The sequence below is a fragment of the Corynebacterium sp. HMSC056E09 genome (assembly GCF_001813425.1).
Classification (GTDB): Bacteria; Actinomycetota; Actinomycetes; order Mycobacteriales; family Mycobacteriaceae; genus Corynebacterium; species Corynebacterium hesseae.
The window spans coordinates 162,185-176,143 of record NZ_KV812495.1 but is presented as its reverse complement, the minus strand read 5'-3'; the positions used below and the strand labels follow the sequence as shown (position 1 = coordinate 176,143).

17 protein-coding genes are annotated in these 13,959 nt (G+C 60.7%); 10 read left to right on the top strand and 7 right to left on the bottom strand.

Translation table 11 applies throughout. The annotated features are described in order from the left end of the window. Nucleotides 1–281: 281 nt before the first annotated feature. Entirely contained in the window at nt 282–1,115 is an 834-nt protein-coding gene (locus HMPREF2912_RS07155) for a hypothetical protein (RefSeq protein WP_246816486.1), read from the top strand. Between the two features lie 35 nt (nt 1,116–1,150). Here HMPREF2912_RS07155 and HMPREF2912_RS07150 read toward each other — a convergent pair whose 3' ends face one another. Continuing rightward, nucleotides 1,151–2,203: a pseudouridine synthase gene (locus tag HMPREF2912_RS07150; protein ID WP_083299169.1), complete on the bottom strand. Its 1,053-nt coding sequence runs from the start codon at nt 2,201–2,203 to the stop codon at nt 1,151–1,153. On the opposite strand from HMPREF2912_RS07150, the gene HMPREF2912_RS13015 reads away from it, so the two are divergent. From HMPREF2912_RS13015 to HMPREF2912_RS07135, 4 genes are all read left to right on the top strand, one after another. Continuing rightward, nucleotides 2,139–2,285, top strand: coding sequence for a hypothetical protein (locus HMPREF2912_RS13015; RefSeq protein WP_167595824.1), 147 nt, complete (start codon nt 2,139–2,141; stop codon nt 2,283–2,285). The genes HMPREF2912_RS07150 and HMPREF2912_RS13015 overlap by 65 nt on opposite strands. Nucleotides 2,286–2,325: 40 nt before the next feature. Continuing rightward, nucleotides 2,326–3,222: a universal stress protein gene (locus HMPREF2912_RS07145; RefSeq protein ID WP_070563504.1), complete on the top strand. Its 897-nt coding sequence runs from the start codon at nt 2,326–2,328 to the stop codon at nt 3,220–3,222. Between the two features lie 140 nt (nt 3,223–3,362). Further along, nucleotides 3,363–3,623 (top strand): GlsB/YeaQ/YmgE family stress response membrane protein, encoded by a 261-nt coding sequence (locus tag HMPREF2912_RS07140; RefSeq protein WP_010188457.1) that lies wholly within the window; start codon nt 3,363–3,365, stop codon nt 3,621–3,623. A gap of 68 nt (nt 3,624–3,691) precedes the next feature. Then, the gene (locus tag HMPREF2912_RS07135; RefSeq protein ID WP_070563501.1) at nt 3,692–4,300 is read left to right on the top strand and encodes a TetR/AcrR family transcriptional regulator; all 609 of its coding nucleotides are present in this window, start codon (nt 3,692–3,694) and stop codon (nt 4,298–4,300) included. Here HMPREF2912_RS07135 and yidC read toward each other — a convergent pair. Further along, on the bottom strand, nt 4,257–5,243 hold the full coding sequence (gene yidC / locus HMPREF2912_RS07130; protein WP_070523917.1) for a membrane protein insertase YidC: 987 nt from the start codon (nt 5,241–5,243) through the stop codon (nt 4,257–4,259). The two genes, HMPREF2912_RS07135 and yidC, sit on opposite strands and share 44 nt — an antisense overlap. Before the next feature lie 65 nt (nt 5,244–5,308). On the opposite strand from yidC, the gene HMPREF2912_RS07125 reads away from it, so the two are divergent. Beyond that, complete coding sequence (locus tag HMPREF2912_RS07125) at nt 5,309–6,067, top strand: class E sortase (RefSeq protein ID WP_070532603.1); 759 nt, start codon at nt 5,309–5,311, stop codon at nt 6,065–6,067. Continuing rightward, nucleotides 6,067–6,219: a hypothetical protein gene (locus HMPREF2912_RS13010; RefSeq protein ID WP_167595825.1), complete on the top strand. Its 153-nt coding sequence runs from the start codon at nt 6,067–6,069 to the stop codon at nt 6,217–6,219. The genes HMPREF2912_RS07125 and HMPREF2912_RS13010 overlap by 1 nt, the downstream gene beginning before the upstream one ends. Nucleotides 6,220–6,292: 73 nt before the next feature. On the opposite strand, the gene HMPREF2912_RS07120 is transcribed toward HMPREF2912_RS13010, so the two are convergent. Beyond that, nucleotides 6,293–6,847: a DUF2020 domain-containing protein gene (locus HMPREF2912_RS07120; protein WP_070597033.1), complete on the bottom strand. Its 555-nt coding sequence runs from the start codon at nt 6,845–6,847 to the stop codon at nt 6,293–6,295. Here HMPREF2912_RS07120 and HMPREF2912_RS07115 point away from each other — a divergent pair. Both HMPREF2912_RS07115 and HMPREF2912_RS07110 read left to right on the top strand, forming a co-directional pair. Beyond that, nucleotides 6,846–8,018 carry a sensor histidine kinase gene (locus tag HMPREF2912_RS07115; RefSeq protein WP_070597032.1) on the top strand — a complete coding sequence of 391 codons (1,173 nt, stop codon included), beginning with the start codon at nt 6,846–6,848 and terminating at the stop codon, nt 8,016–8,018. The genes HMPREF2912_RS07120 and HMPREF2912_RS07115 overlap by 2 nt on opposite strands. Nucleotides 8,019–8,054: 36 nt before the next feature. Next, nucleotides 8,055–8,693, top strand: a complete 639-nt coding sequence (locus HMPREF2912_RS07110; RefSeq protein ID WP_010188464.1) for a LuxR C-terminal-related transcriptional regulator — start codon at nt 8,055–8,057, stop codon at nt 8,691–8,693. On the opposite strand, the gene HMPREF2912_RS07105 is transcribed toward HMPREF2912_RS07110, so the two are convergent. Then, nucleotides 8,690–9,007 (bottom strand): histone-like nucleoid-structuring protein Lsr2, encoded by a 318-nt coding sequence (locus HMPREF2912_RS07105; RefSeq protein WP_070563488.1) that lies wholly within the window; start codon nt 9,005–9,007, stop codon nt 8,690–8,692. The two genes, HMPREF2912_RS07110 and HMPREF2912_RS07105, sit on opposite strands and share 4 nt — an antisense overlap. 195 nt (nt 9,008–9,202) lie before the next feature. Next, nucleotides 9,203–9,835 carry a DUF6474 family protein gene (locus HMPREF2912_RS07100; RefSeq protein ID WP_070523907.1) on the bottom strand — a complete coding sequence of 211 codons (633 nt, stop codon included), beginning with the start codon at nt 9,833–9,835 and terminating at the stop codon, nt 9,203–9,205. A 75-nt stretch (nt 9,836–9,910) separates the two neighbouring features. Here HMPREF2912_RS07100 and HMPREF2912_RS07095 point away from each other — a divergent pair, with 75 nt between their 5' ends. After that, nucleotides 9,911–11,347: a TM0106 family RecB-like putative nuclease gene (locus HMPREF2912_RS07095; protein ID WP_210386352.1), complete on the top strand. Its 1,437-nt coding sequence runs from the start codon at nt 9,911–9,913 to the stop codon at nt 11,345–11,347. A 126-nt stretch (nt 11,348–11,473) separates the two neighbouring features. Here HMPREF2912_RS07095 and HMPREF2912_RS07090 read toward each other — a convergent pair whose 3' ends face one another. Further along, the gene (locus tag HMPREF2912_RS07090) at nt 11,474–12,766 is read right to left on the bottom strand and encodes a copper oxidase (protein ID WP_070683692.1); all 1,293 of its coding nucleotides are present in this window, start codon (nt 12,764–12,766) and stop codon (nt 11,474–11,476) included. 11 nt (nt 12,767–12,777) lie between these two features. Next, nucleotides 12,778–13,929, bottom strand: a complete 1,152-nt coding sequence (locus tag HMPREF2912_RS07085; RefSeq protein WP_070683690.1) for an MFS transporter — start codon at nt 13,927–13,929, stop codon at nt 12,778–12,780. Nucleotides 13,930–13,959 lie beyond the last annotated feature (30 nt).

Below are 13,959 nucleotides of genomic sequence, written 5' to 3'. Positions count from 1 at the left end.
CGACACCAAACAACAAACAACAACTCAATACAACGACAAGGACCGTTGAAGCACGATTGCTTCAACGGTCTCTTTTTCGTTTTGCCAGCACTACCGGCATGCGTTACCACGTCTGCACTTCCAGGTCTGAACAAATAGCTTTTTAGTGACCGAGTCATGAGGGCCCTCCTCGGCACCACGTCTGTCGATGCTGGGGTGAAGTTGTTCTGTTCGTCTTCCTTGGCAGGGTCAGTTACAGTAGAGGCTGTGGTTATTGGTGTTGTTCGCGCAGACTGTCAAAGTTGGGGGCGTTGCGTTTGACCGACAAGTTTGACCTGTGGGAACTTCCCTATGAGGGAAAGACCGTCTATGTCCTGCTTGCAGCACGGGGCAAAGTTTCTGCTCTGGCGGACTCAGAAAGTGCTGAAAGTCTTGCTACCTCGGATGAGATTCAGACGCGGGTTTCGCAGTGTCCTACACCCCGTGGATTGATGGATAAGGTGCCGGCTGCATGTCTGATACGTGAGGGACAGGTTGTCTCTCGGGTGAAAGATATTGAGCATTCTTTGTTCTTGAGGGAGAAGCCGGCCCCAGGGTGGGAAGAGGACGGTCTGAGCCACTTCTTTGCGGGCAAGACTGTAGATGTCTTTGAGCCCGATAGTCGTTCAGCGCGGGTAAGACTCGGTGATGACCTTAAGCGGATCGACTTTCTTCCGGTTGCCAACGAGTCAGCACGGAAGAGGCGCGTTGACTTAGCCACACATCCCCACCGCGCGGGCGCGTGGGAACTCAGTAAGAAGTTCGCATTGGCGGCGCTGTCCTTTGTTCTTTTGCTTTTCGGGCCGGCGATTCGTGACCGACTAGAACCAGTGATTGAACCCGTGGCTAAGCGCGTTTCGGACCTGCATAGCCGGGGTGAGTTTTACGGCATGGTGTTTGAGTTCTTCCAGATTGACCATGTGATTGATTTTGCGGCGTCGCTGTTCAGTCCGATTGGCGCTGTCGTCGTTCCGGTCGCTGGCTTGGTGGTGGCCTACGTTGCCGGGTGGAAGGGCGCGCGGGACACGGGCACCTGGTGGGAGGCGGCCGGGCGTCCGCTTGGAAATGAACGCGAGATCCCGGCCTTCGAAAGGTAGGTCGAAGGCCATTGACAATGGTTAAATGTTCCTAATTACGGGCTCAATAAATGGTGGGTTCCAAGCGGTAGTTGAGAGGAGAATTCTCGGGGTCTGGCTGTGAATGGATCAACAAAAGAAATGTGTGTCGCCGTCAGGTGCATGGGAATCCGCATGTCTTCGGCCTCTGCAGGGAAAATGACCGGGTATATGGGGTCACCAATAATAGGGATGCCCGCCTGAAGCATGTGTAGCCGGAGCTGATGAGTCTTGCCGGTCTGTGGCTTGAGAGTGTACTTCGCTATCTCGGGAAGTGAACCGTGGATGGCTTCGTACGGTGCCTTATCTACTGGTTCCACGCCGCCGACCTCGGTGATGGCGTTGACTTCGCCCTCGACGATGCGACCTTGCAATTCCCCTGGGGTCTTCTCCATACGGGAGCGCCAGACGGTGCCGGGGGAGACGTCGGCAAGCGGGGCGATGGCTTCGTAAGTCTTGGTGACGCGGCGCTCGGCGAAGAGCGTTTGGTAGGCGCCCCGAACGGTGCGGTCCTTGGTGAAGACGAGTATGCCCGAGGTAAGCCGGTCCAGGCGATGCGCGGGGGAAAGCTCGTTGTTGCCTGTCATTCGGCGAAGGCGAACGGTGGCAGTCTCCGTGATGTGGCGGGCGCGAGGCATCGTAGCCATGAAGGGCGGCTTGTCGACGACCAAGAGGTGCTCGTCTTCGTGCAGGATTGGGATGTCGTATGGGACGGGTGTTTCGGGAGCCGGCATGCGGTAGAAGTACACCATCGCGTTGGTGGCGAGGGTGCTGTCGGGACTAAGCGGGGTGCCGTCTTGGGATACAACCTCGTTCGCTGTGAAGCGGGCTTGGAGGGCCGCGTCGTTATCGTCGGGGTGGCGGTGACGTTGGGTCACGATGAGGTCGTGCACAAAGTCCCACGCGGTGATGGGGCCTTCGACAACGCGGGCGTGAGTGGGGTTTAGTCCATCGCGGATAGGAAGTGGTGTTGCGCCACGCCCTTTTTGCGATATTCTTTGCCCCATGGATTTCAACTCTATTCTCGCGCCCGTCATCGATTTCTTCTCTAATGGTATCGGTGCCGTCATTCGTGATATTGCTGTGGCTGCCTACAACATTCTTTTCCCAGCGAATGCTGATGCCGCTACCGCCCCACAGGTCGGCCAGTAGGTATTAGACTGGAGGTGTAAGCACTTCGAAAGGAAAGGTCATGGCAAAGGAAGACATTGTCGTCGTCGCCGTTGATGGTTCGGAAGCGTCGAAGAACGCCGTCCGCTGGGCTGCAAATACTGCGGTGAAACGGGGTATCCCGCTACGTATCGCATCGAGTTACACGATGCCGCAGTTCCTCTACGCCGAAGGCATGGTCCCGCCGAAGGAGCTTTTTGATGACCTCCAGGCGGAGACCCTAGAGAAGATCGAGGAGGCCCGCGCCGAGGCTCACAAGATTGCCCCGGATCTGAAGATCGGCCACACCGTGGCTGAGGGCTCCCCTATCGACATGCTGCTGGAGATGTCCAAGGACGTCACCATGATTGTCATGGGCTCCCGCGGCATGGGCGGCCTGTCCGGCATGGTCATGGGCTCGGTATCTGCATCTGTGGTCTCCCACGCATCTTGCCCGGTGGTCGTGGTCCGTGAGGATAACCACGTCACCGAATCCACGAAGTACGGTCCCGTTGTTATCGGTGTCGATGGCTCCGAGGTCTCCCAGAAGGCAACGGACTACGCCTTCAAGGAAGCAGATGCCCGCGGCGCAGAGCTGATTGCCGTTCACACTTGGATGGACATGCAGGTTCAGGCTTCCCTGGCCGGCCTCTCGGCAGCCCAGGCTGAATGGGCTGAGGTGGAGAAGGAGCAGGCGGAGCTGCTGACTGAACGCCTCGCGGAGTTCCAGGAGAAGTACCCGGAAGTGCAGGTTAAGAAGGTTATCGCCCGTGACCGCCCGGTCCGTGCGCTGTCGGAGGCCTCCGAAGGTGCGCAGCTGCTCGTTGTGGGCTCCCACGGTCGCGGTGGCTTCAAGGGCATGCTCTTGGGTTCTACCTCCCGCGCGCTGCTGCAGTCCGCGCCGTGCCCGATGATGGTGGTTCGCCCAGACTCGGAGTAACTATCGCATAACCTCGCTATAACGATTCGGGACCATCCAGTGGATATGTGGTGGGCCCGGGTCGTTTTGGTGTTTTAACGCGTACGGTGGGAGGGTACGTAGATAAACGCTATTTACTGTTATTCAAAGGAGTGAGTGTCATGGGACTCGGTCTCGGTTTCTTTGGTTCGATTGTTGTTGGCATCATTGCCGGCTGGCTCGCTGAGAAGATTATGAAGCGTGACCAGGGGCTGTTCACCAACCTCATCGTTGGTGTTATCGGCGGCCTCATCGGTGGCGGATTGCTAGCGCTCTTCAACAAGAGCGTCGGCGATAGCTGGTTCCTGATGATCATTACGGCAACGGTCGGTGCATGTATCTTGCTGTGGATCGTGGGAGCCATTACGGGCCGCAAGAAGTAAAAATTCGCATACATACCGGTTTGTCTATATTGTATAGATGAACCGGTTTTGTCATGTAAGGAGAAGAAATGGCCGAAAAGAAGTCGCGTCGCAACCGCCCGAGCCCGCGCAGCCGACTACTTGAATCCGCCACGCGGCTCTTTACCACCGAGGGCATCCGCGTCATCGGCATCGACCGTATCCTGCGCGAGGCCGACGTGGCCAAGGCCTCGCTCTACTCCCTTTTTGGCTCCAAGGATGCCCTCGTTATCGCCTACGTTGAGGCCCTCGATGAGGAATACCGCGCTGATTGGCAGAGGCGCACCGAGGACGCGACCGATCCGGAGAGCAAAATCCTGGCCTTCTTCGATAAGGCCATTGAGGAACAGCCCTCCATGGAGTTCCGGGGCTCGCACTTCCTCAACGCGGCCGGTGAATACCCGCGTCCAGAGACGGATGCCGAGCGGGGCATCGTGGCCGCCTGTGTGGAACACCGCACGTGGATTCATTCCACAATCACAGCGTTGCTCAACGCCAAGAACGGCTACCCCTCAGAGGAGCAGGCGAGCCAAATTCTCATCTTCCTCGATGGCGGCCTTGCCGGCGCTCGCCTTACCCGCGACGTCGCTCCACTAGTAACCGCGAAGCAGCTGGCTATTCAGCTTCTCTCGGCGCCTCCTGCTGACTATTCGATTTAACAATTTTGCGTGCCTCCGCCACGATGGCCGAGTGGCGTTTGCGGGCAGCAGCAACCTCCTCTTTGTGGGCAGGGTCTTCCTTAAGGCGCTGTTTAGCGGCTTTCTTCTCTTTCTTCTTTTCCTTAGCCCGCCACCGCCGGATGCTGTCGCGCCGCTGTTCGTGGACGGCCTCCGGTAGGGGATAGCGACGGTGCAGGATCAATTCATATACCAAGGTCTGTAGCAGGGTAAAGAGGTAGGAGCAGCCCCAGTAGAAGATGATGGTCACGGGGATGGGGCCATGCCAAGCCACTTTCCACAGCATCCAGGGGATGAGAACCACCATGAGCGCCATGAACCACAGCAAGCGGCGCGGAATCTTCTGATCGAAGACCGTGGTAAGAAAGCCACGGTAGAGCGTGATGAGCGTGTTGAGGGAGGTGAACACGAGAGCCGCCACGAGCATCGGTAGGACCAAGTCGTGATGCTCGCGCGCGAAATCGGTGAGGGGGACGCCGAAGACGGTGGAGGTGCGGAAGGAGGAGACGTCGCCAAGCGTGAGCATCCCCACCGGTTCATTCGCGGAGCCTGACACCCGAAGAACCACCTGGTAGAGGCCAATGAAAGCCGGGATGATGAGGAAGGCGGGGAAACAACCCACCAGCGGGTTGTGCTGGAAGCGCTCCTTGAGCTCGCGTTGCTGGGTGAGGATGTCGACAGCCTCATCGACCGAATCGGCCTGCGTGAGGTGTTCATTGAGTTCGGTCATCTCCGGGCGCATGAGGGCGCCGATGCGGCCCTGTTTCACGGAGAGCCAATTCAGCGGAGCGATGATGCCGCGGACCGTGAGCACGAGGAAGACGATGGTGAGGATCCACGCAGTCGAGCCGTCAAGGAAGGAACCAAAAAGCAAGTGCCACAGTTTCATGATTCCGGAGACCGGGTACATGAAGATGTTGATCATCGCCTACTCCTCTTTCTGCAGGGTGATGGGGCACTTATACGTTACCGGGAGGCTAAGGTATGGGTATGCCCCACCCCACCGCGCGCACTCGGCCGACCGTAGGGACCGTCATCGGTGAGCTTATGCTGACGGCCGGCGTGCTTCTGCTTCTCTTTGCCTTTTATGAGTCCTATTGGACAAACATCGAGTCTGGTCACAAGCAGGACCAAGCCAACGAGACGCTGCAGGAAGAATGGCACAACCCACGCGGAGCGGGCCATGCCCCGAAGCTCGGTGAGGCCTTTGCGCGCCTTTATATCCCGGCCTTCGGCTCGGACTTCGCGTTCGCGGTTCTCGAAGGAACCGACGAAGACGATTTGTTGCGCGGGCCGGGGCACTATACCGACACGCAGATGCCTGGTGAGCCGGGCAATTTCGCGGTAGCCGGGCACCGTGTGGGCAAGGGCGCTCCCTTCAATGACCTGGGAAACCTGCAGGCTTGCGATGCCATCGTCATCGAAACCGCGACGGACTGGATTACCTACCGCGTGCTGCCTATCGAGGGGGCTGCGGGGGACTGCTTCAGCCCAGAGCAGCAAGCCAAGCCGGAATACCAGGCTGTACAGGGGCGCCATATCACCCTGCCGGGTGATGTGAGCGTGCTCCAGCCTGTTCCCGGGATGGAAGGGGCTGACCCCAGCGAATCCCTGCTCACCCTCACCACCTGCCACCCGCAGTTCTCCAATGCAGAGCGCATGATCATTCACGCGATGGAGACTGACCGCGAGGCTAAAGCACCCGGAGCAGATGACAATGCCCGCCCCGCCGTCTTGGAGGAGAACTAATGTATCGCGCACTTTGGAACCTGTTGCCCGGCCCCACCGCGGTCAAGGCGTTGTTGGCTCTGGCCCTCGCCGTAGGGGTTTTCTTCCTGCTCATGGAGGTGATTTTCCCCTGGGTAGCGGCGCAGATGCCCTATAATGACGTCGCCGTTTAGGCGTTAGTCGCTGTTTAGGCGTTAGTCGCTGTTTAGACCATTAAATGCTTAGGTCGTTACTGTGCTTAGGTCTTTACAGACCTAAGCGGTTGATTGCTTCCTGCGCTATGAGCTGGGGCTTGAGAGTCTGCAGCTGGTTTGACCACACCACCACGGCGTGGTTGTCCTTCTGGACGGCAAAGACCGAGTGATCCTCAAAGACGCCGCGCCCACCGGACCAACCATCGAATTCGGCGAGCTCCGTATCTTCAACCGGTGCGGCCCAATCCACGACCGCGCGCGCCTCGTCGACGCTGGGCATCTGCCGGACTAGGACTGTAGCCTGTGGTTCCTCGGGGTAGGACCAGAACACGCAGGCGGGGGTGCTAAAACGCTTGTCGACGCCCCACCGGGTCATCCTCTGCCCATTCGTATCGGCCACCCATTGCGTGTCCAGGTAGGGGCAGTCTTCCCAGTCACTGACCTCGGCGGTAGCGTCCGTGGGCAGGCCATCGCCTGAGTTTGTGTCGGGCGCGGGGCTGGCGGCCTCGGTGCTGGGGGCGGGGTCGGCTGCATCCGAACACCCCACCGCGGCAAAGCCTATGCCGATCAGGCAGGCGGCGAGTGGGGGAAGTAGGCTGTGGCGCATGACGTCCACACTAGACCAGCGCTCGGTTGAATCGGATGCACTGCGCAACGGTATCCACGTCCTGACGGCGACGCTGCTGGTGGTGGCGATATTTATGACGGTGCGCCTGCCGCTGTGGCAGGGCGTGCTCAATCTGCTGCTGTTGGTCTCCTTCGCGGTGGTGTACTTCGGGGGCTCGGCCTATATGGAGGCCCTGCCGCGCATCGCGCGCTATGGCTGGATGGTTATCCTCACGGTCTTGTGGTTAGCGGATATAGCGGTGGCGCCCGCGGCCATCTACCTCGTGTTCTCTCTGTATTTTGTCTACCTCTACGTGCTGGAGATGATCCCCGGCATCATCTGCGTGCTCGCGGCCACGGCGGTGACCATCCTGGTGCAAGTACCGGGCGGGCTCTCCTTCGGCGGCATCATGGGCCCGGCGGTATCGGCCTTGGTGACGATTGCTATTACCTATGCCTTCCGGGCGTTGAGCCGCATGAACCAGGAGTTGATGAAGACCCGGTCCCAGCTCGTGGAGTCCGAGCGCACGGCCGGCATGACCGCTGAGCGCCAGCGCATCGCCCACGAAATCCACGACACGCTTGCACAAGGTTTGTCCTCCATTCAGATGCTCCTGCATGCCGCTGACCGCGATCTCGAACAGGAGGATATCCCCAAGGCGCAGGAACGCATCGAACTGGCTCGGCGAACAGCAGCGGATAACCTCCACGAAGCGCGCGCCATGATTGCGGCGTTGCAGCCGGCGGCGTTGTCCGAAACCTCCTTGGGGGCGGCCATGACAAGGATGGCTGAGAATTTTGCGGCGACCGGTGGGCTCGACGTCTCAGTGGACGTAGAAGGCGATGCGCAACAGCTGCCCATGAAGGTGGAGGCCGCGTTGCTGCGGATTGCGCAGGGAGCGGTGGGGAACGTCGTCAAGCATGCCCACGCCACGAAGGCTCGGGTGACCGTGACGTATGCGCCGGACGAGGTGCGCGTGGACGTGGTGGATAACGGCCAGGGCTTTGATGTGGAGGCGGTGGAAAATAAGCCGGCGGGGCTGGGCCACATTGGTCTATCCGCCATGCGCCGGCGCGCGGCGGAACTCGGCGGCGAGGTCGTGGTTGAATCCACGCCGGGAAGTGGCACGGCGGTCTCAGTTAGTGTGCCCTTAAACAACGATGTAGATTAGGAAATTGTCCACACCGTACCAATGAGGAGGAAGCCCGTGATTAGGGTCTTGCTTGCCGACGACCATGAGATCGTGCGCCTAGGTTTACGCTCGGTGCTCGAGGGGGCTGAGGACATCGAGGTTGTGGGCGAAGTCGCTACGGCCGAAGCCGCTGTGTCCGCAGCCCAAGCGGGTGGCATCGATGTTCTCCTCATGGACCTGCGTTTTGGTGCGGGGATCGAGGGCACACGCGTCATGGGTGGTGCGGAAGCGACCGCCGCTATCCGCTACTCCATGGAGAATCCCCCCAAGGTGCTCGTGGTGACCAATTACGACACCGACGCGGATATCCTCGGCGCAATTGAGGCAGGCGCAGTGGGCTACCTGCTCAAGGACGCGCCGCCGGTAGAGCTGCTCGCGGCGGTGCGCTCGGCGGCGGAAGGTGATTCGGCGCTCTCGCCCGTGGTTGCTGACAAACTGATGACCCGCGTGCGTACGCCGCGCACCTCGCTCACCCCGCGCGAGCTCGAGGTGCTGAAGCTGGTCGCGGCGGGTTCCTCAAACCGTGAGATCGGGGTGGAGCTGATGCTGTCGGAGGCGACGGTGAAGTCTCACCTGGTCCACATCTATGACAAATTGGGCGTGCGCTCCCGCACCTCCGCCGTGGCGGCAGCGCGCGAGCAGGGCGTTCTTTAGAGGTTGTTGGCGTCGCGGTACGCCAGGATGACGTCGTTGGGGATCTTGCCGCGCTCGGCCACCTCGTAGCCGTGCTTGGCGGCCCATGCGCGGACATCGGCCGGCTTGTAGCGGCGAGTGTCCTTCTTGACCGGGTGGCGGGCAGCCTTCACGAAAGGCTCCATGGCGGCGTGGAACTTGTCGGCATTCTCCTGCGAGACGTCGAGGAGGTAATCCTTACCGTCAACGCTGAAGCGGATAACGATCACTTCGTCTTCGTTGAGGGGCGAATTATCAATATCGTCAAAAAACTGGGTGATTTCGCGGCGTGCCATGTTTCTCCATTCGAGTTCTAAACTGATTCTCCCGCTATTAACTATAGAACGAAAACAAATTCCGTGACAGCGTTAATATGCATTGCCAAAAAGGGGTTTTGAGCGCGAAAGAATAAGCCTTCGGGTCGCTTATCCTCCACCGTCTAAAAGCGGGGAAGGCAGCGGCCCGAAGGCGTAGAGAATCCGTGCGAGCGGCTATGCGCGCAGCTTGGACTGGATCTCGTCGTTGAGCGAGTCGATCTCACCGGAGATGGAGCGGTGCGCGCGCTGGCGCTGCTGATCGGTCATGTACTCGGCATTGTCGATCGCAGAATCAAGCTCGTTGAGGCGCTCCTTGACGTCGCGCTTGAAACCGGCGGGAAGCTGCGCATCCTTCAGCGAATTGCGGATACCGGCGGTGCGGGCCTTGAGCGGTGCGCCGTGGCCGGAGAAGGAGGCCAGCTGCTCGGCGCTGACGCCGGCCTTCTGCGCGCGCTTCTTCTCAACCTCGCGCTGGGCAACGGTGATGCCGCGGTAAAGGAGAGGCAAAAGAAGGGGTGCTGCGGTGCGCAGGGCGCCGGCATAACGCTTGACATTGTTCTTATTAAAGCGGCCTTCCTTAATGCGCTCGAGTTCCTTCTTGGCCATCTTGTATTCGTGCTTGCGGCGCTTCTTTAGGCCCTTTTCCTCGGACTTGATAAGCGCCTTTTCCTGACGGGCCAATAGCTTTTGCTGGCGGTGCTTGGCCTTATCCGCGGCCTTTACCTCTGCCTTTGCGCGGGTTTTGGCAGCCTTGATCTCGGCGCGGGCCTCACGGCGGGCCTTGCGGATCTTCTTCATAATGCCCATTGAAACGTCCTTAAATAATCTATCTTTAGGGTCTCGCTACAACTCTAGCAAGGTGGTCTACTAAGCTCACCTGCTGTGAAGGATGTGCTCGTCGCCACGGACCTCGTGGGCTGCCGTTATCGCTTGGTGCAGCGCCGCGCGCATCCCGAGATCCCACGCACCGCGGTGAGCCAAGCCCGGGCGGAGCGCCACGCCGCGGCTATCGATGCCGCGCTCGCTCGCCTTCCCAAGAAGGGGCCTGGCCGTTTCCGCCGGATTGATCTGGAGGGGGATGATTTCGAGCGGGCGCTTGCCACGCTGGAGGCGCTGGCTCACGGTTACACACACATCACCAACGCCGTCTTTTCCACGTCGGAGTGGATGGTGCGCGTGGAGCTTCTGGTTCGGGATGGTGATAAGTACAGCCCTGTTATCGTCTCCGATCACCGCGTGGCCCGCCCGCACGAGGGTGCGCGAACGCTGGTTGTCCCCACGCATCGCTTGGGGCTGAGTGAGCCGCTGCCGGCGAAATACAAGATTAAGCATCATGCCGTCGATGGTTACCGCTTAGCCCTGGCCGCGCGGGGTTTGGAGGACGTCGGCCTGAATTCTGGCAGAGGTGCGGCGATTGGGCAGGACCGCGGTCAGGCTTTCGTCACGGATACCTCGCGCTTCGGCATCGATGAGGCGCTCGTACAGCCGCTTCCCGCTGGGCCGCGCCGCGTCAAGGAGTGCGCCTCCTGCCGCTTTTGGCCCTTGTGTAAGCAAGAGCTGGAGGCCCGGGATGATATCTCCCTCTTCCTGCCGGGCGACCGCGCTAACCCCTACCGCGAGCGCGGCATCACGACGGTGCAGGGGCTTATCGACGCCTCCCTCGGCGCCCCCTCCGCCCTTGCTGCTGCGTGGCGTGAGGGCGTCCCTTTGCTGCGGCGCGGCCGCATCAGCGTTCCCCGCGCAGATGTGGAAGTCGACGTCGATATGGAGGCCTACCTGGATCAAGGTGCTTACCTGTGGGGCGCGCTCCTGGACGGCGAGTACCACCCCTTTGTGACCTGGGATCCGCTGGGAGGGCGGTCCGAGGCGGAGAATTTCGCCGAGTTTTGGGAGTGGCTCATGGGGGTGCGCGCTGACGCGCATGCGGCGGGCAAGACCTTCGCGGCCTATTGCTACTCCGCCCACGGCGAAAACCATTGGATGCGCAGGTCCGCCCAGCGCTTTTCCTCTCCGAACCTGGAGGAGGTCGAGGAATTCATCTCCTCAGAGGAATGGGTGGACATGTTCGTCCACGTCAAGCGCAGTTTCGCCGGCACTGCGGGCCTGGGGCTGAAAACCGTGGCGCCCGTCGCTGGCTTTGAATGGCCGGAAGAGTTCGATGGCGAGGAATCCGTCAATGCCCGCCGAGCCGCCCTCGCCGGTGACACGGACGCGCGTGCGCAGATTCTGCGCTATAACGCCGGCGATGTGCGCGCGACCCATGCCGTCCGCGAGTGGATGTCTCACGGCGCGCCGGGAGTGCCATCCCTCGAGCCCTAGCTTCTCCCTGCCCTCCCGTGTGCAAGCCCCCAGACCTGAAACCCGCAACCTGCAGGTGGGCGTCGCCAAGCGCTTGCCGACGCCCCACCACCCACCCTGGAGGTTGCGGGATCGAGGTCTGGGGATCTACAGGATGAGGCTGAGTCCGCCGAGGATGATGAGCACCGCAAGGGCCACCCACACCTGGTTCCAGTCCGTGGTGGTCGTGGGTGCTGGGCCTTCGGCCTTCTTGAGGAGCACGGCTTTCTGAGCCTTGACCGCGCGAGCGGTGAGTACGGGGATGATGGCCATGGAACCGAGGCAGAGCAGGGAGGCGGCAACCATGGTGAGGGAACTGGAGGTGGCCAGCCACAGGGCAAGCCCGCCGTTGATGAAGACCGAGCGCCCCAGCCCCCAGCGGTTGTATTCGCGCAGGCCCGCCCGCACCGCTGAAGGGCCGCCGCCCATCGTGGTGGGCAGCATATAGCCCATGACGCCGATGAGCAGTTGGGCGCCAAACCCTACGACGAGCGCGAGCATGGGAATCTGTGGCTCGCTGGAGAAGAAATGCTGGGTGGTGTAATACACCAGGCTGCCGAGCAACCAGAAGCAGGAAAAGAGCACAGATAGCGCCGGGAAGGTGATGCGCCCGCGTGGTTCTCGGAACACGGTGAGGGCATTGAGCAGCCAGCTCTGCAGGCTGAGCACCCAGCCGACGCAGTAGACGATCAGACCCGCTTGCGGTACATTCCACGCGCTGCCGATCACGGTGGTCACCACGCCCAGCGCCAGCAGTGTGAAGCTTAGGCTCATGTGTGGGTTGATTCCCTTGGTGCGCCAGATAGATGGGAACAAGATGGTGAGTGAACCGGCGGCTGCGAGGCCGACGAAACCGCCGATGTTGGCGGCAACGTGTGCAATGAGCAGGCGCGGATGGGAAGGGTGTGTGGCGAGGAATGCGCCAAGAGTAGCGCCCACGGCAAGGAAGAAGGCCGAGGCCACATAAGCTGCGACGACGGGGCGGAATCGTTTGGATTCCGCGCGGCGCCACAAAGCAAAGAGGGCCAAACCATGCCAAGACACCGCAAGAGCGACAAGCGTGGCACCTATCTGTGTGAGCACCCAGTGGTGGCCCCAATATTCACTGAGGATTTGGCCCACGAGGGTGAGGATAACGCCGGCATTCTGCAGATAAATCCGCGCGAGCTGGCGAGGGCGGGCCGACATCGGAACTTTGAGCTGCACGAACTTTTCGGTGAGGTGCTGGGACCACACCACGATGCTGTTGCTGAGGATGCCCAGGGTGAAGAGATGGATGAGGACCCAGCGGTAGTTTGGGATAAGGGTGTGGGTTGCGCCGGCGAGAAGAAAAACCATCATCCACAGGCTGACCGGGCGGGATGCTTTCCTGTGCCATGTGCGCGGCGACCACTTATCCATAAAACACGAGTTTATCCGGTTTTTCTCACAACCCAACTCAATACCGCGATGCCCGCGGCGAGGGCGGTGTAGACGGCGATGAAGCCGGTCCACGACAAGGAATCAAAGAGCACACCGGCCAGCGCGCCCAGGATGGAGCTGCCCAGGTAATAGAAGAAGACGTAGAGGCTGGAGGCCTCCGCGCGGTCGTGAGTAGCGATATGCCCCACCCACCCCGAGGCCGTGGAGTGCGCGGCAAAAAAGCCGATGGTGAATAACACGATGCCGAGCAGGGTGGGGATTAAAGAGCCCATGCATAGCGCGATGCCCACGGCAAAAAGCAGGCACGATAGGAGCAGCGTGTTGGCGTGGCCTACTTGTGAGACCAGCCGGCCGGCGCGCGCCGAGGACCACGTGCCGGTGAGGTAGAAGAGGAAGACCAAGCCGGCCAAACCGGGCGCGAGGTGGAAGTGGTTGATGAGCCTAAATGCCAGGAAATTATAGAGGGACACGAAGGTGCCCATGGCCACGAAGGCCACGATGAACAAGGGGATGAGGCGGGTATCCCGGGCATGGCGGAAGATGGCTCGCAGCTCCGAGCGGAAGTGGATTTCCTTGCGCGTGAAATTCTGCTGGTAGGGCAGCAAAATAGCGGCGATGATGGCGAGGATGAGCGTGACCAAGCTGGAGCCGGCCAGGGCCCAGCGCCAGGAGGTGAGCTCGAGAAGCCCGGTGGGGATGAGGCGGCCGGTTAGCCCACCGATGGTGGTGCCGGCGATGTACAGCCCCATGGCCCGGGCGACGTAGGAGCTTTCGAGCTCCTCCGAAATCCAGGCCATGGCGGTAGCGGGTGCGCCGGCGATGACCGCTCCCTGGAGCGCGCGGGTGGCGATGAGAATCTCTGGATTGGGGGCAAGCGGCACGAGCATGCCGATGAGCGTGGCCGCGATGGTGGAAACAAGCAGCAGTTTTCCGCGGCCGATGCGCTCGGAGATGATGGACACGGGGATGACACAAATGGCCAGCGCACCGGTGGCCGCGGAGATGGTCATGGCGGCTTCGGTGGGGGACATGCCCATGTCCTCCACCAAGGTGGGCAGCATGGCTTGGGTGGGATAGAGGCAAGAAAAAATTGCCAGGCCCACGAAGAGCATGGCAATGGTGGCGCGCCGCGTTCTGGTCATGCATCAAGCATGGCCTAGCACGGATTATGT

Bases quoted from the DNA above. Each gene is read 5' to 3' on its own strand.
- HMPREF2912_RS07135 (WP_070563501.1), top strand. From the start codon at position 3,692: ATGGCCGAAAAGAAGTCGCGTCGCAACCGCCCGAGCCCGCGCAGCCGA.
- HMPREF2912_RS07150 (WP_083299169.1), bottom strand. From the start codon at position 2,203: ATGACGGCACCGATACCATTAGAGAAGAAATCGATGACGGGCGCGAGA.
- HMPREF2912_RS07145 (WP_070563504.1), top strand. From the start codon at position 2,326: ATGGCAAAGGAAGACATTGTCGTCGTCGCCGTTGATGGTTCGGAAGCG.
- HMPREF2912_RS07140 (WP_010188457.1), top strand. From the start codon at position 3,363: ATGGGACTCGGTCTCGGTTTCTTTGGTTCGATTGTTGTTGGCATCATT.
- yidC (WP_070523917.1), bottom strand. From the start codon at position 5,243: ATGATCAACATCTTCATGTACCCGGTCTCCGGAATCATGAAACTGTGG.
- HMPREF2912_RS07090 (WP_070683692.1), bottom strand. From the start codon at position 12,766: ATGGATAAGTGGTCGCCGCGCACATGGCACAGGAAAGCATCCCGCCCG.
- HMPREF2912_RS07125 (WP_070532603.1), top strand. From the start codon at position 5,309: ATGCCCCACCCCACCGCGCGCACTCGGCCGACCGTAGGGACCGTCATC.
- HMPREF2912_RS07120 (WP_070597033.1), bottom strand. From the start codon at position 6,847: ATGCGCCACAGCCTACTTCCCCCACTCGCCGCCTGCCTGATCGGCATA.
- HMPREF2912_RS13010 (WP_167595825.1), top strand. From the start codon at position 6,067: ATGTATCGCGCACTTTGGAACCTGTTGCCCGGCCCCACCGCGGTCAAG.
- HMPREF2912_RS13015 (WP_167595824.1), top strand. From the start codon at position 2,139: ATGGATTTCAACTCTATTCTCGCGCCCGTCATCGATTTCTTCTCTAAT.
- HMPREF2912_RS07105 (WP_070563488.1), bottom strand. From the start codon at position 9,007: ATGGCACGCCGCGAAATCACCCAGTTTTTTGACGATATTGATAATTCG.
- HMPREF2912_RS07100 (WP_070523907.1), bottom strand. From the start codon at position 9,835: ATGGGCATTATGAAGAAGATCCGCAAGGCCCGCCGTGAGGCCCGCGCC.
- HMPREF2912_RS07115 (WP_070597032.1), top strand. From the start codon at position 6,846: ATGACGTCCACACTAGACCAGCGCTCGGTTGAATCGGATGCACTGCGC.
- HMPREF2912_RS07085 (WP_070683690.1), bottom strand. From the start codon at position 13,929: ATGACCAGAACGCGGCGCGCCACCATTGCCATGCTCTTCGTGGGCCTG.